This is a genomic window from Paraflavitalea speifideaquila, from assembly GCF_032395985.1.
In the GTDB taxonomy this organism is placed as follows: Bacteria; Bacteroidota; Bacteroidia; order Chitinophagales; family Chitinophagaceae; genus Paraflavitalea; species Paraflavitalea speifideaquila.
Genome location: NZ_CP135920.1, coordinates 7,403,865 through 7,425,700, shown reverse-complemented (window position 1 = coordinate 7,425,700; position 21,836 = coordinate 7,403,865). Strand labels below are relative to the sequence as shown.

The following is a 21,836-nucleotide window of genomic DNA, read 5'->3' as shown; positions in this document are numbered from 1 at the left end:
AGGACCAACCAGGTCAGCAAAACAGTTATAAGTTCGGCTCGTTGCAACACGTAGACAAAGCTGTGCGCCAGCAGGCCATCAAACACAATATTGAGGTCATCAAACACGGAGTGGAGTTGGGCTCAATTCCATCACAGTATGGCTTTCGGATGGTTCTAGCTTTCCTGGTCAGTTGAACTTCCGGAAAGCTTTCCAGCGTACGCTGGAAGGATTGCAAGAGATCTATACAGCCCTGCCTGCCGATTGGAAAATGTTTGTAGAATACAAAGCGTTTGAACCCAATTTCTATTCCATGACTGTGGGCGATTGGGGACAATCCTTGTTGTATGCTACTAAACTAGGCCCCAAGGCATATACGCTGGTGGATCTCGGTCACCACTTACCCAATGCCAATATAGAGCAGATCGTAGCGCTGTTGTTGGCGGAGGGCAAGCTGGGCGGATTCCATTTCAATGATTCCAAATATGGTGATGATGATCTTACGGTGGGCAGCATCAATCCTTATCAGTTGTTCCTCATCTTTAATGAATTGGTAGAGGGTATGGATGCGCGGTCGATGAACCATGCCAATGACCTTGGCTGGATGATCGATGCCTCGCACAACGTAAAAGACCCGCTGGAAGACCTGCTGCAATCGGTAGAGGCCATCAAAATAGCTTATGCGCAGGCGCTGCTGGTGGATAATAAAGCATTGCAATCGGCGCAGGACAATAATGATGTAGCAAAGGCGCAGGAAATATTGCAACAGGCTTACCGTACGGATGTGCGGCCACTGGTGGCAGAGGCGCGTTTACAGGCTGGTGGAGCCCTCGCACCGCTTTCTTTTATCGTACAGCCAAAGTGCGTGAACAGCTTATTAAAGACCGTGGACAGAAAACAGTAGCGACAGGATTGTAAAAAGGCAACAAGGCATAAAGGCAACGAGGCTAACAGCTAAAATTAACCTTCATTGGTGAACAGTATTTCCATTATAGCGATCTTCGACATCGGTAAAACGAACAAAAAGCTTTTCCTTTTTGATGAGGAATACAATATGTTGTTGGAAAGGTCTACCCCTTTTGCTGAAATAAAGGATGAAGATGGCGATCCCTGTGAAGATATCCAGGCATTGACGCAATGGGTAAAGCGATCGTTGCAGGAAATACTGGCCATGCGGGAGTTTGATCTGAAGGCGGTTAACTTTTCTACCTATGGCGCCAGCTTCGTGCACATTGATGCGGAAGGCAGGCCAGTAACTCCCTTGTATAATTACCTGAAGCCCTACCCGGCGTCCTTGCAAGAAAAATTGTACCAGCTATATGGCGGCGAGATCACCTTCTCCATCCATACGGCTTCACCGGCCCTGGGTCATCTTAATTCGGGCTTACAATTGTATTGGTTAAAACATGAGCGGCCAGGGCTGTTTGAAAAGATCAGGTATGCATTGCATCTCCCCAATACATGAGTTACCTGCTTACAGGAAAAACCTATTCGGATATTACGAGTATAGGTTGCCATACGGGGCTGTGGAATTTTTCACAAAACCATTACCATGAGTGGTTATACCGAGAAGGGGTTATTGATAAACTGGCCCCTATTTTTCCTTCCAACCAATTGATCGCTGCTTCACTGGCAGGCAAGCCGGTACTGAGTGGGGTAGGGCTGCATGATAGTTCAGCAGCACTCATCCCTTACTTGTCAAATTTCAGTGAACCCTTTGTATTGATCTCTACGGGTACCTGGTGTATTACGCTCAATCCGTTTAATCAATCAAGGCTGCTGGCCGAAGAGCTGCAGCAGGATTGCCTGTGTTATATGGAATACAGGGCCAGGCCGGTCAAGGCATCCCGTTTATTTGCCGGGTATGAGCATGAGCAGCAAGTGAAAAAACTAGCAGATCATTTTGGCGTATCACCTGATTATTACAAAACGGTATCATTCAATCCAGCTTTGGTGAATAAAGTAGCAGGAGATGGTTTAATAACTCATGAGGTTGGGGGAACCCGGCTTTTACAACAATCTGCATTTGGCACCAGGTCACTCCATGATTTTGCCAGCTATGAAGCAGCCTATCACCAGTTATTAATGGATATTATGGAACAGCAGGTGGCTTCTACCAACCTGGTCATGAGCAGGGAAATCAAGAAGATCTTTGTAGATGGAGGTTTTGGCCGTAATCCCATTTATATGCAATTGCTGGCAATGGCCTATCCGCAGGTAGAAGTATTTGCCGCTTCAATTGCCCAGGCTTCGGCAGTAGGCGCCGCCATGGCTGTACATGCCTATTGGAATAAACGTCCGGCGCCTGTAGAATTGATCGAGTTAAAAAAATACGCTGCACAAAAGGAGGGCGCCCATTAGTAAAGGCGGTTCTATCTCACCATTCAGTGGCTTATCCATACAGTTAGGGAGTTCCACAAACCATCACGGCATTTTTTATCAAAAGGTCCCAGGTGACCCACTTTGGCAAGGCCCAGGTCGGCAGGTTTAAAATGATGCCAGGTGACCTGTGTGCCGGAAAAATAATGGAGTAATTCCTGTACGGCCCTACGTGGAGAACGCCAATCGTCGGAAAAACTAAAGGCCAGCAAAGGAATGTCCAGCTTCCGGTAATTATTGGCTGGGAATTGATCAAAGAGACCATTGGCATTACTGCACCAGTCGAGCCATTCGTGCATCACTCCTTTGGGAAGGTTAGCGGATATGCCCACATGTCTGCCGGGGAAATAACCAAAGAGGGCGCTGGAGGTACGCACCAGTGACTTAAGGAATGATATACGCAACTTATTACGGAAGGGCCATAGTTTTTTACAGGTAAGAGAGCTATTCACCAATACAAGACGGCTGATGTATTGGCTGGCGGGCGATAAACCAATCATTTCGCCGCCGAGGCCATGACCAATATAAACGATCTCCTGTCCTGGGTACTGGTTACGGGCGTAACGGATCACGGCATCAATATCTTGAATAGCCCATTGATGCAACCTGGCTTTAAACCCTTTCAGACTAATGGGAGCCGATATTCCTACGCCCCGGTAATCAAAGGTGATCACTGGGTAGCCCTGTGATTGCAGAAATACCGCCAATTCCTGGTAATGCGTTTGGGTAGTCAATGCCGAAGGGCCAATCAGGATGACCTTACCTTGAACCGGCTCATGGATAAAGACTTTCATTCCGATCGTACAGCCATCTTTTGTTCGTATCGTACTGCTTTCCTGCATAATGATACCCTGTCTTGGGTTTGGATAATACATTGCTACTAACTTCCTGACTGCTCTATTGCCTGGCTTGCCTTTACATCAACAGATCCATTAATTCTTCCCGGCGGTTTTTAGATACGGGAATCTTCATTTTGTTTTCCATCACCAGGTAACCCCCATCTCCCCGGATAAACTCGCGCACCTGGTTGAGGTTGACCAGGTAAGAATTGTGGGCCCGGAAAAATGGTAGGGCGATAACATATCTTCAAAATCTTTTAATATGCGGGAGATCACTTTCTTCCGGTTATCCGTTAAGTACACGGTGGTATAATTGCTGTTGGCTTCACAGCAAATGATCACCTGGGGTCTACAAATTCAATACTTTCTTTGGACGCCAGTGCTATGCGGCCCATCTTCCCTTTTTCTCGGCCTGCACATTGCTGAGTAAGGCATCCATCTGCTCAATGGGTATTTTGCGTTGGGATTTGCGCTGGTGCTATTCTATGGCTTCTTTCAGCTCCTTGTTCTGGACAGGCTTTAACAAGTAATCCAGTGCACTGCACTTCACAGCCTGGATACCAAAATTGTCATAAGCGGTAGTGAAGATCACATCAAATGCAATTTCCTTACCCAGTTCTTCCAGTACATCGAAACCATTTAACATGGGCATTTCAATGTCGAGGAATAAGAGGTCGGGCGTGTGCAATTTGAGCCAGGCCACCCCCTCGGCGGGCTTTTCAAAAGAGGCTATTACCGATACCTCGGGACAATAATTGTCCAGCTTCCACTTCAGCGTTTCAATGCTGTGGTGCTCATCGTCAATAATCACTGCTTTTATCATAATACATTCTTTTAGAATAAAGAATCCCTTGTTTCGATATAATAGAGCGTCATCCCTCCCCCTACTCACTAAAGCGGAACTACCAGCTCCACCTTGGTACCCGCCACATGGCCGGTATCATCAACGAGATCGGTGATCGTGACACAGGTATTTACATCGTACAATTTGTTGATGATCTCCATGCGGTCGCGCGTGATCTGCATGCCCATGGACCTTTTTTGCCACACATCTTTTGTGATCGCACGGCCTGGGCTTGGGTACGTCCAATGCCATTGTCCTGGATAACGCAATACAGGTTATTGCCGCGTTCTTCAATCAACAGCTCCACTTTCCGGTCAGTGCCATCATGTTTATTCATCAGGCCATGCCAGATAGCATTCTCCACATAGGGCTGTATCAACATGGGCGGAATTACAATGGAGGCTGTATCTGTTTGTGTAACGATCCTGATCTCATACCGGAATTGGTCCCTGAACCGAAGTCCTTCCATTTGAAGATATAGTTCCAGTGTTTCTACTTCGTCCTTGAGACTGATATAATTTGAACGGGAGTTCTGTAAGATCAACCGCATCAGCCGTGCAAAGCTGTTCAGGTATTCGGAGGCCTTGCGCGATTCATTTTTAATAATATAACTGTCAATAGAGTTCAGGCAGTTGAACAGGAAATGGGGGTTCATCTGGGCCAGTAGGGCGCTCATTTCCACATTGGCCAGTTTTTTTCATACTGCGATTTCAATTGTTCTTTCTTTCGTACCTGTCTTATCCGGAAACGGTATAGCCAGTATATAAACCCTGCGATCAATAAAAACGATAGGGTATAGAACCACCAGGTTTGCCACCAGGGAGTAGCGATATATACTACCAGTTGCAGCATTTGGGGTTCCATACGCCCTCATTATTGGCTGCTTGTAATTGAAACGTATATTCGCCAGGAGGCACATTGGTATAGTTAACCATTTGGCGGCCCGTTGCTTCTTTCCATTCATCAAAGCCCCGTAAGCGATACCGGAAACGTACTTCATTGGCGAGGGTATATGCCTGTGCCGAAAATTCGATCGTAAAGAAATTACGATTGTACGCCAGCGAAATAGCGGTATCCCTGAACAATGCGGGCATTACATAAGGTTGGTTCATTACCTGGATCTCGCTGATATAAGGGGCCGGTAATTCTTCATTGCGTTGAAAGGCGGCCGGGTGCGCCAATACAATATCAGTGCGTCCGCCAAAAACCATTTCACCCGATGGCAGGAAGGAGAAATTATAGAAGTCGACCTCCTTTAATCCATATTGAAAATTGAAGGTGGTAATACTGGTATCTGCGGCATTGACGCGAACAAGCAATTGATCGGTATACCCCCACACATTTCCTTCCTTGTCGGTAGCCAACGAATATACCCTGCCTTCTATCTTTTTATCGGGTAAATAGATCTTGGCTACCACGCCTTTTTCCAATGAATCCACCTTTGCAAACCCCAGCCATCCCTCATTGGTACTCATCCATACCCTGCCCGCTTTATCCTCAGCATAGAAGTTGACATAAGAAAAACTCGTAGCCTTGTTTTGGGTATACAAGAAATTGATGATACTGTCTTTGGCCGCCTGGTAAACACCGATCCCATTAAAACGTACAAACCAGATATTGTGGTGACTGTCTTCAAACATATTCACTACTTTGATTGGTGTGGTAGCATCTATGGGGTAATTTGGTGGCTGTAATTGCGTGACCGGCCGTTGCGATAATCCCAGCAGATCAATCCATCAGTATCTGCCGCCAGCCAAATACGGCCGAGCCCGTCAACGACCAGGCCATACCACCTGTTAAACCGGCTGGGCGGCGGTTTCATAGCCTGCAACAGTTTTCTGCGCACATCATAGGTAAATAACCCCTTGTCGGAAGAAATGATAAACCTGCCATCCGGCAATGCGCCAAAGCCTCGTACTAATAGTTTTTGGCAGTAGCCGGCCTGTTGAAAGGCAATTTGGTCCAGCTGCTGTGTAACTTATCAAAGACATACAATCCGTTGGCTTGTATGGGGCAGGCAGTAAGCATCCTGCCCGTTGAATCACTGATGATGTAATTTGTAAATGCCCATTCCCTGCCGTACAGTTCTTCAAACGAATAACTGGTGAACTGTTGCATTGCAGGGTTGAAGCATTGAATGCCGTTGATATTGCCATACCATATTCTTTGGTGTTCATCAATACAACTCACTCCATAATAAAGGTTCTCCTGTACATTATTTAATTTTATCCAGGTAATATCTTTTAGTTGTGTATCATAAACGATGAGCCCATCAAGCATGGTGATCCATAATTCATGATCACTTTTCCGGTTGATGCTACCTATGGGGGCTTTGAGAATATTCCCCACCGTTTGCTCACGGGTACCGGCTGCAGTATTCCGGTAGCCGGGTCAAATACATGCAGCCCTGCCGTCCATCCGCCCAGGTACAGCAATCCATCGCTGTGGTGATGCATCCGGCGGACAGCATTTACAGCCACCTGGTAGTCTTTGTCTTTTTGTGGAAATACATGCCATTTTACGCTTCCCGTAAATCTATTGATCTCCTGCAGGCCGCCTACTGTACCCGCCCAAATAATGGAGTCGTTGTTAATACTGGGTTCTATGCTCAGTACTGAGCTGTTGGAACCTAACAGGGGTGCTACCGTTGGATAGGAACCTGGGACAGAGGTACAAGGCAGGAAATTGTCTTTATCGCTTTGGTACTTCCAAACTCCATAGTGGCGCGTGCCTACCCAAATATTACCATCCGCATCTTCCCGTAAAACATGCACCGAAAAATCAGGTCCCTGGTGAGGGTATCCATTTTCCCCTTTTCCCCCAATTGGTAATGGCGAAAAAGACCAGTACTGGTATTGAGCACCGAGATACCCTGATTGGTAGCTACCCATAGCTCAGATCCATGCGATAAAATAGCGTTTACCGTATTGCCGTATAAGGAATAACGCAGGTCATTACCCTGCCGGTACACTTTGAATTGCTGGCCGTCGAACCGGCAAAGGCCTTCGCGCGTGCCTACCCACATAAAACCATCCCGCCCTTTTTGGATCAGGTAAACCTGGTTATCCGGCAAACCTTGCTCCTTATTGAGGTATTGCGCATTATCGAATTTATACTGACCCTTTGCTCCATAGTGAAACAGGCAGCTGGTCACTGCCAGGAAGATTGTTGAAAGGATGGGCAATAACTTCATGGATCAAAGGCTTGGGCTTATCAATATGTAAATACAACTATTTTCATGGGTTTAAGAACATTTCCTGATTGAACAGCCTGATTTACTGCGTAAAATCGCCTTTATATTGAGCCGTTTGCTCAATCTTTTAAAGGTTTTACAGGATAATGCTTTCCTCAAAATACAGATAATAGTACGCAGGATACCCCTCATCTGCTAATCTGCCCTTTTAGAGGTCTTGCCTTCCACTAATGTTGCAAGGCGTTATTAAAAATAACCTTTATTCTTTTAATCATTAACCGGCCGTTTGCGAGCGGTTTAAACACTTATCAGCCATGAAGAAGCTCTTGTTTTTGCTGTATGGGATCGGTAGTTACTGTATCTTTTAGGCACCATTTTGTATGCCATTGGTTTTGTAGGTAACCTCTTTGTTCCCAAATCCATCGACAGCGTGCCACAAACTACTTTGTTGAGCGCATTATTGATCAATGCTTCGCTGCTCCTGCTATTCGCCCTGCAACACAGTGTTATGGCCAGACCTGCTTTTAAGCAGTGGTGGACAAGATATATTCCCGAACCACTGGAAAGAAGCACTTACGTATTGTTGGCCAGTTTATGCCTGGTATTGTTGATGTGGCAATGGCAGCCGATGGGCGGTGAAGTGTGGACGGTAGAAAACAGCGTACTTAAAGCAATATTGTCCATCGCTTACCTGAGTGGATGGTCGATCGTATTCTCCAGTACTTTTCTCATTAATCATTTTGACCTGTTTGGCTTGCGCCAGGTAGGGTTGTATTTCAATGGTAAGCCCTATACCTCGCTGCCCTTCAGGCTTCCTTTTTTATAAGCTGGTGCGTCATCCCTTGTACCTGGGTTTCCTGATCGCTTTTGGGCTACGCCTTCTATGACTGTTGCGCACTTGCTGTTTGCTATCCTTACTACTGGTTACATATTTATAGCCATCCAATTTGAAGAGCGCGACCTCATTACTCATTTCGAGAGCAATACAGACGTTATAAAAAATGGGTACCCATGCTGGTCCCATTTCTGAAACGTACAAAATAGGTATCCTGACAGGAATCATTGTAGCCATGAAAAAAGCAAGCTGCATAAAACAGCTTGCCTTTCTATTATTCTATTCTCGCAATTCGTTTTGCCTGTTACCCTTTTAACCTGTCAACTTTTCAACTTGTAAGCTTACAACTTAAAAGGCAGGTACCAATTCTGTTTGTCCATCAGTCTTTGTTTCACTGCTTCAGCATCCGGAATACCATCTTTGATTAGTTTAGCATACACTTTGTTGGCCAGGAAGGCCGGGTCGTTACGGCGGCGGGCTACCCTCAACAGGTCGGCCCAGCGGGTACCTTCAAAAGCATTTTCCAGCGCGCCTTCATTTACCAGGCTGTTTTCAATATAGGTAAGGCTATCAGCGCCGGCTGCTACGGCATCTTCCGTTACCAGGGCCCGCGCGCGGACGCCGATATGACGATACCAGTCGCTTCTGAAATTGGGGATATCACCCATGCGTGCATCGAAATTATAAGGCGGCGCATAGGACAGCGTATTTTGATAAGGCGTTACATTGGGGTATTGGGCGGTACGGGATAAGCGCCTGGAATACCTGAATTGATAAAGCCATAAGCCAGGCGATGATACCCATCGCGGTTGGCGGCTTCTGCAAAACGCAGGTGCAAATGCGTTTGCCGGTATAGGAACCATTTGCCATTTTTAGCCAGCGGATTTACTGCTAGGTTCGTAGTATAGTTGATATAGTTGTACAAATATTTCATAGCCACCAGTTGCCCTCCAATCTGCTTCACACTCAATGGGCCGCGTGCATCATAAGGGATACCACCTCCCGTACCGGTAATAGCTACCGGGCGTTGCGTTTGATTTCTCCAGTTGTCAATGATCTCCTGCGAAGGCTTCACCAGGTAATTACCGCCTACGGGAGAAAATAATTTGATCAGTGGATTATCGGGCTGAAAGCGGCTGTCGTAAGGTAAGGCCCATATCCACTCACGTGTATAACCCGCATCATAAGGCCGTTCAAACATATAACGCCAGCCATCTGAATAAACGAGGGTAGAAGCATCGCCGGCACGGCTGTACGTTACATAATGATTGTGGCTGCCGGTCCAGCCAAGCTTGTACTGAGAGTAATACGATTCACCAGGGCTGCCCACGGTAGCCGTTTCCATCACTTCCCGGTAAACAATGGCCGACTTTTTATAATCACCATTCCATAAATACAGGTCACCCAGCAGGCATTTTTGTTAATAAAGAAGGTGGCAGTAGGTGAGCCATCCAGGGTTATATTCAAGGTAGAACCAGTAGGATAGGGATCCCTAAAAGGTATCTTTTCGGTGAAGCTGATCAAGCTATCCAATAGGTCATCAAACTTTATTTTAGGAAACCGGCTTTCGTCTTTGATCGCATCCACTGTTTCCAGGGGATCAGTAACATACCGCACTTCATCGCCATAATGAATGCCCAATTGAGGTACAGGAAGCTGCGCAGGCAGGCAATGTCCGAATAACGCTGGTTGAACTCCACTTCCTTCATCGAATTCTTGTCTTTCATGATCAGGAAGTTCTTAAGTACATCATTGCAGTTCAGGATCAGTTCATAAAAGGGGCGGGGGCTTGCATAGGGGTTATCGGCTTTGGCATTATGCGTACTGATCTGCCGCAGGTATTCATCCGCATTATTGGTATATTCCAGCAGGTCGCCCCGCAGTTCATTTAAGATCACGTAACGATCGGCCAGGCTCATGAATTTACCATAGATACCCATTACTGCTGCATCGGCATCGTATACATTACGGTACATCTGACTGGCATCAAGTTCGCTGGCCGGCTTTATATCGAAGGCTCTTTACAGGCGCTCCATGTACTGATCGCTATGGCTGCCAGTAGTATTATTTTTATAAAGAACTTATTTTTCATTGTAAACACGAATTATTACGAATTACACGAATTAATTACCAAACCTATACTTGTCATCACTCCCAACCACTTACGCCCTCCAGGTGTATGCCGGGACCACTCACCATTTACCACTCGCTGCTCTCTACAGCCCAACACGCACGCCCAATGTTACCGTACAGTACAAGGGATCGAGCCCGGTATCTATTCCTTGCGTAAAAGGGCTGGGTGTAACGCTGAACTCGGGATCATATCCTTTGTATTCGGTAAGGGTAAATAAGTTGGTGGCCGTGGCATATACACTGGCGTTCTTTAGGAAGCCATTGGCTTTCAACGGCAGGTTGTATTGCAGGGACAAGGTGCGCAAGCGGATATAAGAGCCATCTTCTATCCAGCGGTCGCTAAAACGGCTATTATCCATGGGGTCGCCCCAGGTAGCTTTGGGCATATTGGTTACATGACCATTGCCGCGCCAGCGATTCCGTGCGCTTTCAATTGATTTTCTACACCACTTAATGACTCCAGGCGGTAGCGTACATAATTGAATACATCATTACCCTGGCTGAAGGTGAACAAGAGGCCCAGCTCGAAATTCTTATAGATGATCCGGTTATTGAAACCTCCATATATGGCCGGATTGGGATCACCAATCACTTGCCGGTCTTCCCCATCAATAAGCTTGTTGTTGTCTACATCTGTAAAGTGGATATCTCCTGCTTTAAAAGGACTCAGCGATCCATCTGCGTTTTTTTACTAAGGCCGGCAGTGGCAGCTTCGGCATCAGTTGCAAATACACCTTGGGTAGTATAGCCATAAAATTGATTGGCAGGCCGGCCTGCTGCTGTAAGTATGGTAGCGTCTGCGTAGTCGGTGGTGAACCGGTTGCCAGGAACGGCTTTGATCTTATTTTTATAGGTGGCGATATTGATGCCTGCATCCCAGCTAAATTGGCGGGCATTGACCACTCTTACCCGCAGACTGGCTTCTATTCCTGTATTTTCCATTTGGCCGCCATTGGTGAGCATGGTCTTAAAACCGGTGGCCGTAGTCAACGTTTCATACACCAGCATATTGCGGGTGGTGGTATGATAAGCATCCAGGCTTAAACCCACCCGCTCATTCCAGAAAGCGATATCCGTTCCAACGTTGGCTTTGTAATTGGTTTCCCATTGCAAGGCCGGGTTGGCAATGCCACTGCGTACCAGGCCTTGTGCGCCCAGCAGATTTTGTGAGCGATAGGTTTGGCGGCTACTGTAATTACCAATATCATCATTGCCTGTAATGCTGTACGTAGCTCTTATTTTCAGCAAATTAACCGGTGAATGCGCCATGAAGTTTTCGGAAGAGATCAGCCAGGCGGCTCCAATGGAAGGCATCACCGGAAACTGCCTGCCCGACAGGCGGATACCATTGACGGCTTCGACGCCAAAGCGGGAGGAGCCATCCATTGCGGCATTGAGGTTAAGGAATAATTTGTCTTTGAAACTATAGGCTGCTCCAACATAAGCATTCAGCCAGTTCCATTCCCCAATACCGCCTCCTACCTGTCGCAGTGCGGGTAACCCATTTTGCACACTTACCAGGTCATCAGTAGCCGCATTGAATCCCAATGCAAAATCCTGCTCGGCATTATTGTGCTGGTAGCGCATACCCAGGTTGGCAGTGAACTGATGTGCCTGGTTGAAATGTTGGTTGTATTCCAGCCGGGTATCATTGTAAATGGTGAAAAGCCTTTTACCTGCGTTCCCATACGGCTGTCGGCAATGGCATTGGTGAGGGTATCATCAGCCACGCCTTTGCGCGGTACAAAGAAATTCTCTCTTACTTTATCATGTACTACACCCATCATGGTACTGGCGCTAAGGCTTTGGGTGATATTGTATTTAAAGCCAAAGGAGCCAAAGAAACGGTAGTACTTATTATACGCCTGCATATTGGCAATGATGGCAGATGGATTGCTCATACCCAGTATATCCGTATCTGCCAGGTTGGGTGATTCTATGCCTGCATCATTCACTACATTGGCCGGTAAAAAGGCGCTTTGACCCAGGATAGAAATATAGGCGCTGTTTTATCAGCAATACCCTGGTCTTTCAGGTTTTGTTCATTGTAGGTAAAACTAAGATTGGCGGTACCAGTAAAGCGACGGGTGAAATTAAACACGGCATTGAACCGGGTATTGTATCGGGTTAGGTCGGTTTCTTTTACAACACCCCGGTTGCCCGAATAGCCCATGCTCAAACCATACGTGGCTATATTATCGCCCCCGGTTACTTTCAGAAAGATATTTTGGTTTACACTGCTCTTTAATACATTTTTCTGCCAGTCCGTATCGTAATGGTAACGTGCATAATCGGCATTTTTGGAATCGTCATTCATATACGGCAAGGAAGCGATCTCAGTGCCACTCAATCCTTTACCGTACAATTGCTCACTCAGGTAAATGCGGTAATCGGCGGCATTCATTACTGGCAACTTGTTGGGCGTACTATTGAAGCCTGTATAAGCTGCAAAGTCGATCCGCGTAGCCTGGCTTTTGGGACGCGCAGTAGTAATGATAATAGCGCCATTGGCTCCCTTGGTACCATAGATGCTGGCTGCATCCTTCAATACGGTAATATTGTCAATATCCTTTACATCGATCAATGCCAGCGGATTGACGTAAGAATTGGCAATAATACTTTCTCCATATTCGTTGGCATCAAACAACATATTGTCTACCACGATCAATGGTTTATTGGTGCCATACAGGGAATTGTAGCCGCGTAAAAACAAGTTGGCGCCAGCACCAGGCGTACCGGAGCGGCGGATCACCTGCAGGCCCGCAATGCGCCCCTGTAAAATACCATCGGCCATTTCTCCTGGCTGCGACCAGGAGGCATTCAGGTTGTATTGCCCGGTAGCTTCTATTAATGTGGCCTTGCTTCGGGGACCAAAAGGCATAGTTACCGGCTCGTGAAAGGATTCATGGGTATCATCTAATAACGCCACCGCTATGCTGTTCCGGCCTTTCAGCGGCACACGCCGTGTATCGTACCCCTCACCTTCAATGGTCAAAGTGAAAGTGTAAGAAGGTACCAGAATGGTAAATTGCCCACGATCATCAGTAATGGCTGCCGAAAACCCGGCTACCTTAATTTGTATACCTGGTAAGTCCTTGCCACTGATGGCATCTGTAACGATGCCCGAAACCTGTACCCCCTTTTTCTCCTCCTTCTTCACTATAAGCTGTATAACACCTGTATCTTTTAAAGCAGGGGCTGTTTGTGCCGCCAGACTGCCTGTTACCAAAGCAAAGGCCGACACAGCCGCAGTTTTTATGATAGATCTTCTCATTATTAACATCGTCATGGTATTGTTTCAAAAAAACGAATAGGGTTTAGAAAACAGGCTCCAGCCTGATGTAATCACACACAATAGGATTGGCTGTCTCGGATGTACTATTGGCCGAAGTGAGGTAGACCCAAAAGGTGGACATATAGGTAGCCAGGGAAAACTCGCCCAGGTATACCTCGTTGTAATTATTCGGATTCACCTTGATATAGGGCAAGATGGTGGAGGTAGCTGTACCAATGCCTAGCTTTTGATCGAAAGAGGCGGTAATGCTATTGATATTATCATGCAGGGCCACCCAATAAGCCTTGTACTTTAGCGAGGGCATACCATTGAGGCGATAACCCAGGTTGAACAAGGCCACCCCATGTTTATATACCAATACATCCCGAAAATCAAACCCGGTTACCGGGTTATACCTTTCGCGGAAATAAGTATTGCCCCGGCGGTCATGACTGGATGTTTGGTAATTCTCTCCCTGGATCACAAAGGAGGGGAACTTGTCTACCGGCCTTACTGCTATATTGTCCATGATAAATACCACCCCATTGCTTGTTTTGATAGTTTGCACAATGGCTTGTTTGTTGATACCTACTTTGATCCTGAATTTGGAAAGGATGGTATCGGGTATATTGGTGGCATCATAAACACCTTCTACAGCCAGGTCTCTTGCTACGGCCCAGCTGGCAAGGTTGGTGGTACTATCCTCCGTACCCGTCACATAAAAAAGGTTTGTATTTTCCTATCTCTGCCTCCCAGCCTTCATTGCGCATGACAAAAGGTAAACTGCTTGCTTTCATCACGCAGGTCATGCACATTGCGCCAGAACAAATTGGTCCTGACCGAATCGGTGCCTGGTTGGTATACCGGTTGACCTGTTGTGGGGTCAACGCCGATCTGCACTGCATTGGTTGTATCAAATACATTACGGTATAAGGACAGCAGGTATTCTCTTTGTTTGCCGGGAGCCAGTGGGCTTGTTTCTAAAAATTCCCAGGCATTGGGCAGGGCGGGAACCAATTTATCAATGATATGAAATACTCCATTTTTGGCATAATGATCCGCTTCAGTAATATTGGCATCTTCCAGTTTCCTGCCCAACATATTATTATACTTGTCACTTAACATCTTCAGGCGCAGTGGGGCAGTAACTGAAGCGGTTTGATAAATTTGATTGGCTATATGGTTGGCTACAAAAAGGCGCAACTTCGGCGCATCATTTACCAGGGCAGGGTCAAGCGTAGCCAATGCTGTATTGGTAGGGACAAATACAGTAAAGGTTTTGGAAGAGGCGATCACTTTATCGTATCCCGTTTTTGTTAGCAGCTCAGTGAATTTGCTGAGGTTGGTATTTTCGCTGATCTGTGTAAACAGGTCCTTGGTAATAACGGGGTCGGTAATCGCATTGTGATCTTCCCACTTTTACAGCCCGATAGCAACAAGCCGGTAGCGGCCAGGGCCAGCAAGGGCTTAAATATCTTTCTTCGCATTATTCGCTTCGTTTAAAATTCTGTTGAATAAAGTGTGTAGAGCTACTGGTATATCTTGGTGCCATCGGGCCTGAACCGGGGCAATACCTGGTTTTGATCAACTGGTATAAAATGGATCATATCCAGGTAGTTATTGGCATTGGTACCCGATATGGTTTCCAGGCGTAGTTTATGCCTTTCGGTCGTTTTAATATCAACCGTGCCTACCAGCCGGGAGGCATAATACCCCGAATGGAACCGGTGGATTCGATATAACGTTTCCAGCCAATGGATTCCAGCTCGGCATCAGTTCCTGCCGGCCTGCACTCACCCAGGTTAACGGGCCGTTGCATCAGGTCGCCGTTGACACGTACGTTACACACTACCTGGTTACGGCAGTTGTAGCAGATCCATACCTTATAACGGCCCTTAATAATTACAGGCGTTGTAAACTCAACCCAGGTGGCCCTGCTGGGCGATCCCAACTGCAATACAATACAATCATTGTTGTATTGAAAAATGCCCAGGGAACTACTGGTACTATAGAAGTAGGTCAACGTGGTGCTGGCCGATTTGAATTCCCAGTCAATATCCTTAATGGGCTTATCCAATTCATTTTGACGTACGAAATTGTAATTCTGCTTTTTATAGTAGGCAGGCAGTTTCATGATCTCCGGAAAAGAGGATAGGTCCCAATACACAGCCGCCGGCTTACGAAACTTTACCATGTAATGGCCGCCGGTTTGATGCCATACGCCATTGGTGGCTGCATTGTCGCTGGTACTCCTTGTTAAGACCACACCCTTTTCCAGCACATTGTCAAACATGTCCTCATTCACCACTACCTCCTGGTTGATCAATTGCGTACTGATCACTTCCTGGGGTTGCAGGGTTTGATGGGAGGCAGCATTGATAATATCGCCCAGGAATTTGATGTCTCTCAGGATATGATAAGCTACATAAATATGCAAACTGTCTTTCTCATTGGCTGGGTTGCCTGTATTGGAATACTTCGTCTTCAGGGCCGCATAAGTGGCAATACCGCTATCTGCCAATACCTGGTTGCTTTCAGCCAATACCGTCATCCACCTTTTAGCAGTATCAGCATCTACGGTATTCAATAACGTATAATAGCCGGTAGATTTGAGGGCTTCTACAAATATGGAATAGTTGGGATTATTTTCCAGTTGCTGTGCGATCGTTACTTTGGAAGGTGTTAATACCTGATCTATTTCATGAATAATGCCATTACCTACCTTTATATTCGAGCGCAATACCGTAGCCTGCCTGTTTACCGTATAGCTGGAATTGCCATCCTTAAAGAGAACACCGGTGATGAGGAACTGGCTTTGCATAGTAGGCACCGGTAGCCGGCCATCCTTAAAGGCAGCAGTCGTAACCGTATCACCCAGGAGATGAAGCTTCACCAGCTCTTTAAGTATATTGATATCGGCTGTTTCAACACTGGCGGTATTGGTGGCCGCCAGCCAGGCTTTTACACCACTGTTGGTAGGCGCAAAACAGGTATAGGAACCATAAGCGTTCAGGAATGCACTGTTATCAGTTCTGTCCAGTATTTGCTTAAACAGGGAGAAGGAATCAATATGTTTTTCCAGGTAACCTACAATGTTGACATCGGCGGTGGTATCTTCCCTGAACTGCTGTTTTTACAGCTGTAGAGGATTAACCCTGCAAACAGGATGGTGAATGTGACTATGGCCGGCAGGCCGTTTCGCTGCTTCATAAAAGCGGTATTAATTATTTGTAAAAAGGATTTTGTTCCAGTAACCGGTTCGTTTGTAACTCGTAGGTATAGATGGGAAAGTAATGACTGTTCTTATCACGCAACTTATTCAAGGCGGCCTGCAGCCTGTCGGAGGGGATACTAATACCCGCCATCGTCAATAAGAAACCCATGCCTTCATAGTTATTACGTTTGGCATTGCGCAACACATCGTACCAGCGTTTGCCTTCAAATGCCAGCTCCCGTTGCCGCTCCTCCAATATATACCCCGTCATGCCGCTTTTACTGGTGCTGTCCATTACTTTCAATTCCAGTGCATTGGCCCGTTGACGAATGGTTTTTACAATGCGGGAGGCTTCCAGTGGCTGGTCGAGCTGATTGATCGCTTCTGCTTTTAACAGGAGGATATCCGCATACCGGTAAAATATCCAATGTGCGAAGGATTGCTCAAAGGACCTGAAATTATCCCCCGTATTATCCGCCCCTACATATTTCCAGATAGAAAAATCAGTTCCACGAAAAGAGGTTTTATCACCCCGTACATCGGTCATCGGAACGCTATTCACCAGGTCAATACCATACACCTCCTCACTGATATGAAAGGCAGCCCCCAGCGGCGGTTACCTGGTGTATGCATGATATAAAAGCCATTGAGCTTTTGTGCATCAAACTGCAGTTCAAATATGCTTTCATTGGAATTGCCTTCATAGAATACATTGTTGAAGAATTCATTGGCCTGTACCAATCCAAACTTGCCGGATTTAATGATCTTATCACATTCCGCTACACAATCACTGTACTTGTCCATCCATAAGTACACATCGGCCAGTAGCGCATTCACAGTATAGCGGGTAGCGCGGCCCTTGTCAAAACCTTTATTGCCATAGGTGAGAGGTAAAAGGGTTCGGCTTTCTGCAGGTCTGCTACGATTTGTTTCAGAATGGTATCCTGTCCACTCTTGCCTAAAGGAGCTACCTCTTTATCGCTGAGAGTAGCGGTTAATTTCAAAGGCACTGCTCCAAAACTGCGTACCAGGTAGAAGTACATCAGCGCACGTATGGTCAATGCTTCACCCGTGGCTCGGTTAAGCTGGTCTTGCGAAAAAGTATTGTCGGTGCCCAATACTGCCGGGGCCTGGTCAATGACCGTATTGCAATAGTTGATCGTTTGGTAAAAGGAGCGCCAGTTGGTGAAACTGTTGGTGGATAACATGTTCAGGTTTACAATATCCTGTTCGTCGGCAGAGGCGCGGAACCCGGGTGCTACCATATCACCCCGCCCTTCACCCCATATAAACAGGTATTCGGTCAGCGGGCGGTCGCCGCTGGTGCTTCCCAGCATGGAGGCATAAATACCAGTAACGGCCGATTCTACCTGCTCCTTTGTTTTCCAGAACTCTTCCCGTACAATGCCATCCTGTGGCTGCAGGTCGAGCCATTTTTGCAGGAGGTAATATGTCCTGCCAGTACAATGATCAATGCGTATATCAATAGTTTTTTCATGTAGGTGGGTATTTAGAAGCCTGCTACCAGGCCAATCGTAAAGGTTTTGGAAGGAGGTGTCATGGAGTTATCTATAGCCAGCCTGAATACATCGGCGCCACGCGCATTCACTTCCGGGTCCTGCCCCGTATATTTTGTCCACGTAACCAGGTTCTCGGCTGTGACGAAGGCACTGAGTGTTTTCATCTTAAGCCTGTTCAATAATTTGCCATCAAATACATAGCGGGCCGTAACGGTACGAAACCGCAAAAAAGAAGCATCTTCCACATAGCGGTCACTGCCCAGCCAGTTATAACCTCCGGCAATCATGGCCCTGGGTATGTCAGTAACATCCCCCTCTTTGCGCCAACGACGCAATACTGCTGTACTCTGGTTATCGAAGCTGGCCATATTGGTGGTATTCATCTTGGTGCCGTTGATGACCTCATAGCCATAGCGGAAATTGAAATAGGCCGAAAGGGTTATTTTATTTTTGTAGGAAATGGTGGGACCAAAACCGCCCACCAGGGTGGGGTTGCTGTTGCCCAGGTACACCACATCCATGTAGTTGATATTGCCATCATGGTTTACATCTTCATACATGGCATCACCCGGTTGAAAGGTATAGTCCACATTGGGATAGTTGAAACGCATGTACACCTGCTGCCCATTGGGCCCAACGATGGGTTTGCCTGCGGCGGAGGTGGCCAGGGTAGCTTCCTTATCCTTATATACACCTTTATAGCGGTAGCCATAGAAAGACCCAAATGGATTGTCAATTTGCAGCAGGCGCAGGTATTCTCCATTAGCGCCTACATTGCCTTTGCTATTGGCGGCATACTCAGATATTTCGCGGATCACATTCTGGTTTTGCGCCACATTGAAATTGAATCAATAGACCAGGTCTTGTTCCTGAAAGGAACAGTCCAGATGGCCAACTCCCAGCCCTGGTTATCCATCGTGCCGATATTCATGCCCAGGGCATTGAAACCGTTTTGAGTAGGGATCTGAAGTGCATCGGAGAAAAGGTCGGTGGTACGGTTGCGGTATACGTCGATATCAGCACGTACGCGTCCTTTAAATAAAGAAACGTTCATGCCAATATTGGCGCCATGCACAGTTTCCCAACGCAGGTTTTTCAATTCGGGCCGGGAAGGATATACCCCGGTTTGTCCCAGGTAACTCCAGGAATAAGTATTGTAGGTATTGAAAAAGGTATAATCATACCGTGGTGCATTGCCACTCAAGGCATAACTTAACCGGAAACTAAGGTCATCCAGCTTTTGATCTTTTTAAAGAACCATTCTTCCGATATACGCCAACGCAGGAGCCTCCGGGAAACAAACCATATTTATAAGCAGGCCCAAAGCGTGAATTGCCATCACCCCGCAGCGTGGCTTCAAAGAGGTATCTATCTTTATAACTGTAATTGGCAATGATCACAGCACCAACGGTTCTCGTTTGTGAAATACGCGATACCGCCATCAGGTCCTGGTTTTGAGTACGCGAAGGAATGGAGGGATCAACCAATAACGAAGAAGCGGTATTGGAGGTAACCAGTTCCTGGTTGACCGATTTATTATCAGCCGTAAAAATATTCAGGCTGCTGGAAATAACATGGTCTTCATTCTTGAACCGTGGTGTAAAGAACAGGCTGCTTCTGGTAGTTACGCCAAACAGGTCAATATCACCATCGTAGGCCCTGTTAACCACCGTTTCTGTATTGGGCCGGCCGGTGGCAAGCTGCGGCAGGAAGCTGCTGTTCTTGGTATTGTTGATATCAAACTGTACATCGAAGGTGGCCCGGAGTAGATTCTTAAAAATAGAATAATCGATCTGGAACCTTGGTACGATCCTTTCGCCCAATATATTCAGCTTGGCCAGTTGCGCCATGGCTACAGGATTATAAATACGTGAAAACTGTCCCTGTACATTCGAGGCAGGAGAAAAATAATTGGGGGTGAGGTTGCCCAGTTCATCATATTCAAACACACTCATATTGGGCATCTTGAGGTAGGCAACTCCCCGGATAGCGCCTTCATTGTTGTTGTTGCCATTGAAATAATTACGCGCCTGTTTGGTATGCGTAAAGGCGATACTGGTGAATATTTTTATTTTATCAGAGATGATGTAATCCAGGTTGATCCGGCTATTGATGCGCGTAAGGGCCGTACCAATGGTATTACCGGTTTGGTTAAAATAACCTACCGAAGCAAAATACTTGGCTTTCTCTCCACCGCCTGTCATGGATATCGTATGGTCCTGCAAAAAGCCCTGGCGGCTAATGGCATCCACCCAGTTCACATTATTGCTGTAGTTGTAATACCAATAAGGATCGTTGGGATCGTAGTTGAATTCCCGTATGGATGGATTGAGGGTGGTGCCTATCCGGTTCATAAAGGCTTCGGGTATCAGCGTGGAGTACTGGTCGCCATTCAACAAAGGGATGGCATCGGGCAGTATCGAAGCCGAACCTTTAAAGGTATAGGTAATGCTGGGTTTACCACGGCTGCCCCGCTTGGTAGTAATGATCAAAACGCCATTGGCAGCCCGGCTGCCCCATACTGCTGTAGCGGCAGCATCTTTCAGCGCCGTGATCTCTTTAATGTCGGCCGGCGATATATTCAGCAATTGTGCATATCCCTGTTCGTCGGCTGTTCCAAAATTAAAGTCACCGGGAATTTCCGTTTCATAGGGCATACCATCTACGATGATCAAAGGAGTGCCGGTAGAGTTGATAGACGAAACGCCGCGGATACGGATATTCATGGCGGCGCCTGGGTCGCCACTGGTAGCCGTAATATCTACCCCGGCCATACGTCCCTGCAGGGCCTGGTCAATACTGGCAGCCTGCATTTCTTCCATATCCTTGGCGTTTACGCGGGAAGCAGCGGTGGTCATATTCCTTTCTGCTTTTTGTCCCATCCCATTGTCAACTCGCCGGGCAGCCACTACAATGGCTTCTTCCAGGTCGGAGCCGCCACCTGCTTCCAATTGAAAATGGATGGTGGTGCGCTCATTAAGGGCCTGGCTGGTTGTTTTATAGCCCACAAACGAAACAGATAATTTGTGTTTGGCATTGGTGATCCTGATCACATAATTCCCTTCTATATCCGTAGCGGCCCCTTTGATGATACGTCCATCCCCATCCACCTCCGATACAGAGGCGCCGGAAATGGGTTCCTTATTTTTCTTATCAGTTATCTTTCCACGGATAATGAGCTTATTGTCGGTTGGCGCTGCCGTTTGTGCCGAACCTGTTAAGCAACACGTAACGGCCAATACCAGCATACAACAGGCCTTTTCAAAGTACTTCCTCATGGGCAATATGTTTGGGGTAATTAGTCAATGTATTTTAGATAGTTGTCTGTCAGATGGATCATACAGCGATTGCTGAGGTAGGTTCCCGGGGTGGAGATCACATGCGCTACCCGGCTTTCCATATCATTGAGCGTAATAACGCCAGGTGCATTGTTGACAAAGATGGTGGTAGGGTCGCCATTATTCCTTTTGAGAATGGTTTCAAAACTGCCACTTTCCATGCCATCTGCCCCAATGATCTTTTATTCAGGAAATGGTAGTTGAGGAATTTGAAAACCTTTAATTGCTCGGCCGGTAGGGTAGGCGTGAAATTGGGTGTGCCATCCGCTTTTTTGGGCAATAAGCCAT

The 21,836-nt window shown here is 46.8% G+C and carries 32 protein-coding genes; 4 read left to right on the top strand and 28 right to left on the bottom strand.

Annotated elements, in window-relative coordinates:
• Window positions 1–172: 172 nt before the first annotated feature.
• From RS881_RS50890 to RS881_RS50880, 3 genes are all read left to right on the top strand, one after another.
• On the top strand, window positions 173–883 hold the full coding sequence (locus tag RS881_RS50890) for a hypothetical protein (RefSeq protein WP_315817817.1): 711 nt from the start codon (window positions 173–175) through the stop codon (window positions 881–883).
• A 69-nt stretch (window positions 884–952) separates the two neighbouring features.
• Window positions 953–1,444 (top strand): FGGY family carbohydrate kinase, encoded by a 492-nt coding sequence (locus RS881_RS50885; RefSeq protein ID WP_315824884.1) that lies wholly within the window; start codon window positions 953–955, stop codon window positions 1,442–1,444.
• Complete coding sequence (locus RS881_RS50880) at window positions 1,441–2,340, top strand: FGGY-family carbohydrate kinase (RefSeq protein ID WP_315817816.1); 900 nt, start codon at window positions 1,441–1,443, stop codon at window positions 2,338–2,340. Before RS881_RS50885 ends, RS881_RS50880 begins: the two co-directional genes overlap by 4 nt.
• A gap of 23 nt (window positions 2,341–2,363) precedes the next feature.
• Here RS881_RS50880 and RS881_RS50875 read toward each other — a convergent pair whose 3' ends face one another.
• The 10 genes from RS881_RS50875 to RS881_RS50830 all read right to left on the bottom strand — a co-directional run bounded on the left by RS881_RS50875 (window position 2,364) and on the right by RS881_RS50830 (window position 7,234).
• A complete protein-coding gene (locus RS881_RS50875; protein ID WP_315817815.1) occupies window positions 2,364–3,152 on the bottom strand; it encodes an alpha/beta hydrolase family protein in 789 nt (262 codons plus the stop codon).
• A gap of 121 nt (window positions 3,153–3,273) precedes the next feature.
• Window positions 3,274–3,381 (bottom strand): hypothetical protein, encoded by a 108-nt coding sequence (locus RS881_RS50870; protein WP_315817814.1) that lies wholly within the window; start codon window positions 3,379–3,381, stop codon window positions 3,274–3,276.
• 294 nt (window positions 3,382–3,675) lie between these two features.
• A complete protein-coding gene (locus RS881_RS50865; protein ID WP_315817813.1) occupies window positions 3,676–4,020 on the bottom strand; it encodes a LytR/AlgR family response regulator transcription factor in 345 nt (114 codons plus the stop codon).
• A 151-nt stretch (window positions 4,021–4,171) separates the two neighbouring features.
• Entirely contained in the window at window positions 4,172–4,717 is a 546-nt protein-coding gene (locus RS881_RS50860) for a sensor histidine kinase (RefSeq protein ID WP_315817812.1), read from the bottom strand.
• Complete coding sequence (locus tag RS881_RS50855) at window positions 4,714–4,905, bottom strand: hypothetical protein (RefSeq protein ID WP_315817811.1); 192 nt, start codon at window positions 4,903–4,905, stop codon at window positions 4,714–4,716. The genes RS881_RS50860 and RS881_RS50855 overlap by 4 nt, the downstream gene beginning before the upstream one ends.
• Window positions 4,878–5,681, bottom strand: a complete 804-nt coding sequence (locus tag RS881_RS50850) for a triple tyrosine motif-containing protein (RefSeq protein WP_315817810.1) — start codon at window positions 5,679–5,681, stop codon at window positions 4,878–4,880. The genes RS881_RS50855 and RS881_RS50850 overlap by 28 nt, the downstream gene beginning before the upstream one ends.
• Window positions 5,682–5,710: 29 nt before the next feature.
• Window positions 5,711–5,941: a hypothetical protein gene (locus tag RS881_RS50845; protein ID WP_315817809.1), complete on the bottom strand. Its 231-nt coding sequence runs from the start codon at window positions 5,939–5,941 to the stop codon at window positions 5,711–5,713.
• A 17-nt stretch (window positions 5,942–5,958) separates the two neighbouring features.
• On the bottom strand, window positions 5,959–6,390 hold the full coding sequence (locus RS881_RS50840; RefSeq protein ID WP_315817808.1) for a PAS domain-containing protein: 432 nt from the start codon (window positions 6,388–6,390) through the stop codon (window positions 5,959–5,961).
• Entirely contained in the window at window positions 6,363–6,815 is a 453-nt protein-coding gene (locus RS881_RS50835) for a two-component regulator propeller domain-containing protein (RefSeq protein ID WP_315817807.1), read from the bottom strand. The genes RS881_RS50840 and RS881_RS50835 overlap by 28 nt, the downstream gene beginning before the upstream one ends.
• Window positions 6,773–7,234 (bottom strand): ligand-binding sensor domain-containing protein, encoded by a 462-nt coding sequence (locus tag RS881_RS50830; protein ID WP_315817806.1) that lies wholly within the window; start codon window positions 7,232–7,234, stop codon window positions 6,773–6,775. Before RS881_RS50830 ends, RS881_RS50835 begins: the two co-directional genes overlap by 43 nt.
• A 376-nt stretch (window positions 7,235–7,610) precedes the next feature.
• Here RS881_RS50830 and RS881_RS50825 point away from each other — a divergent pair, with 376 nt between their 5' ends.
• Entirely contained in the window at window positions 7,611–8,060 is a 450-nt protein-coding gene (locus RS881_RS50825) for a hypothetical protein (RefSeq protein ID WP_315817805.1), read from the top strand.
• A gap of 350 nt (window positions 8,061–8,410) precedes the next feature.
• On the opposite strand, the gene RS881_RS50820 is transcribed toward RS881_RS50825, so the two are convergent.
• From RS881_RS50820 to RS881_RS50740, 18 genes are all read right to left on the bottom strand, one after another.
• Window positions 8,411–8,737 carry a hypothetical protein gene (locus RS881_RS50820; protein WP_315817804.1) on the bottom strand — a complete coding sequence of 109 codons (327 nt, stop codon included), beginning with the start codon at window positions 8,735–8,737 and terminating at the stop codon, window positions 8,411–8,413.
• Window positions 8,738–8,790: 53 nt separating this feature from the next.
• Window positions 8,791–9,414, bottom strand: a complete 624-nt coding sequence (locus tag RS881_RS50815) for a hypothetical protein (RefSeq protein WP_315817803.1) — start codon at window positions 9,412–9,414, stop codon at window positions 8,791–8,793.
• 202 nt (window positions 9,415–9,616) lie between these two features.
• Window positions 9,617–10,045 (bottom strand): hypothetical protein, encoded by a 429-nt coding sequence (locus RS881_RS50810; protein WP_315817802.1) that lies wholly within the window; start codon window positions 10,043–10,045, stop codon window positions 9,617–9,619.
• A gap of 240 nt (window positions 10,046–10,285) precedes the next feature.
• A complete protein-coding gene (locus RS881_RS50805) occupies window positions 10,286–10,588 on the bottom strand; it encodes a hypothetical protein (RefSeq protein ID WP_315817801.1) in 303 nt (100 codons plus the stop codon).
• 5 nt (window positions 10,589–10,593) lie between these two features.
• On the bottom strand, window positions 10,594–10,794 hold the full coding sequence (locus tag RS881_RS50800) for a hypothetical protein (protein WP_315817800.1): 201 nt from the start codon (window positions 10,792–10,794) through the stop codon (window positions 10,594–10,596).
• Window positions 10,795–10,868: 74 nt separating this feature from the next.
• On the bottom strand, window positions 10,869–11,789 hold the full coding sequence (locus tag RS881_RS50795; RefSeq protein WP_350340042.1) for a SusC/RagA family TonB-linked outer membrane protein: 921 nt from the start codon (window positions 11,787–11,789) through the stop codon (window positions 10,869–10,871).
• On the bottom strand, window positions 11,717–12,157 hold the full coding sequence (locus tag RS881_RS61115) for a hypothetical protein (protein WP_350340041.1): 441 nt from the start codon (window positions 12,155–12,157) through the stop codon (window positions 11,717–11,719). The genes RS881_RS50795 and RS881_RS61115 overlap by 73 nt, the downstream gene beginning before the upstream one ends.
• Complete coding sequence (locus RS881_RS50790) at window positions 12,157–13,446, bottom strand: TonB-dependent receptor plug domain-containing protein (protein ID WP_315817799.1); 1,290 nt, start codon at window positions 13,444–13,446, stop codon at window positions 12,157–12,159. The genes RS881_RS61115 and RS881_RS50790 overlap by 1 nt, the downstream gene beginning before the upstream one ends.
• Before the next feature lie 73 nt (window positions 13,447–13,519).
• Window positions 13,520–14,194 carry a hypothetical protein gene (locus RS881_RS50785; RefSeq protein ID WP_315817798.1) on the bottom strand — a complete coding sequence of 225 codons (675 nt, stop codon included), beginning with the start codon at window positions 14,192–14,194 and terminating at the stop codon, window positions 13,520–13,522.
• A 41-nt stretch (window positions 14,195–14,235) separates the two neighbouring features.
• On the bottom strand, window positions 14,236–14,772 hold the full coding sequence (locus RS881_RS50780) for a fasciclin domain-containing protein (RefSeq protein WP_315817797.1): 537 nt from the start codon (window positions 14,770–14,772) through the stop codon (window positions 14,236–14,238).
• Between the two features lie 394 nt (window positions 14,773–15,166).
• A complete protein-coding gene (locus RS881_RS50775) occupies window positions 15,167–16,531 on the bottom strand; it encodes a fasciclin domain-containing protein (protein WP_315824882.1) in 1,365 nt (454 codons plus the stop codon).
• A gap of 169 nt (window positions 16,532–16,700) precedes the next feature.
• The gene (locus RS881_RS50770) at window positions 16,701–17,270 is read right to left on the bottom strand and encodes a RagB/SusD family nutrient uptake outer membrane protein (RefSeq protein WP_315817796.1); all 570 of its coding nucleotides are present in this window, start codon (window positions 17,268–17,270) and stop codon (window positions 16,701–16,703) included.
• Window positions 17,249–17,527 carry a RagB/SusD family nutrient uptake outer membrane protein gene (locus RS881_RS50765; protein ID WP_315817795.1) on the bottom strand — a complete coding sequence of 93 codons (279 nt, stop codon included), beginning with the start codon at window positions 17,525–17,527 and terminating at the stop codon, window positions 17,249–17,251. Before RS881_RS50765 ends, RS881_RS50770 begins: the two co-directional genes overlap by 22 nt.
• Window positions 17,524–18,096 (bottom strand): RagB/SusD family nutrient uptake outer membrane protein, encoded by a 573-nt coding sequence (locus RS881_RS50760; RefSeq protein WP_315824881.1) that lies wholly within the window; start codon window positions 18,094–18,096, stop codon window positions 17,524–17,526. Before RS881_RS50760 ends, RS881_RS50765 begins: the two co-directional genes overlap by 4 nt.
• A 104-nt stretch (window positions 18,097–18,200) precedes the next feature.
• Window positions 18,201–19,046, bottom strand: a complete 846-nt coding sequence (locus RS881_RS50755; RefSeq protein WP_315817794.1) for a SusC/RagA family TonB-linked outer membrane protein — start codon at window positions 19,044–19,046, stop codon at window positions 18,201–18,203.
• Window positions 19,025–19,414 (bottom strand): TonB-dependent receptor domain-containing protein, encoded by a 390-nt coding sequence (locus RS881_RS50750; RefSeq protein WP_315817793.1) that lies wholly within the window; start codon window positions 19,412–19,414, stop codon window positions 19,025–19,027. The genes RS881_RS50755 and RS881_RS50750 overlap by 22 nt, the downstream gene beginning before the upstream one ends.
• A 25-nt stretch (window positions 19,415–19,439) precedes the next feature.
• Window positions 19,440–21,488: a SusC/RagA family TonB-linked outer membrane protein gene (locus RS881_RS50745; RefSeq protein ID WP_315817792.1), complete on the bottom strand. Its 2,049-nt coding sequence runs from the start codon at window positions 21,486–21,488 to the stop codon at window positions 19,440–19,442.
• Window positions 21,489–21,508: 20 nt separating this feature from the next.
• Complete coding sequence (locus RS881_RS50740; protein WP_315817791.1) at window positions 21,509–21,709, bottom strand: hypothetical protein; 201 nt, start codon at window positions 21,707–21,709, stop codon at window positions 21,509–21,511.
• Window positions 21,710–21,836: the final 127 nt, after the last annotated feature.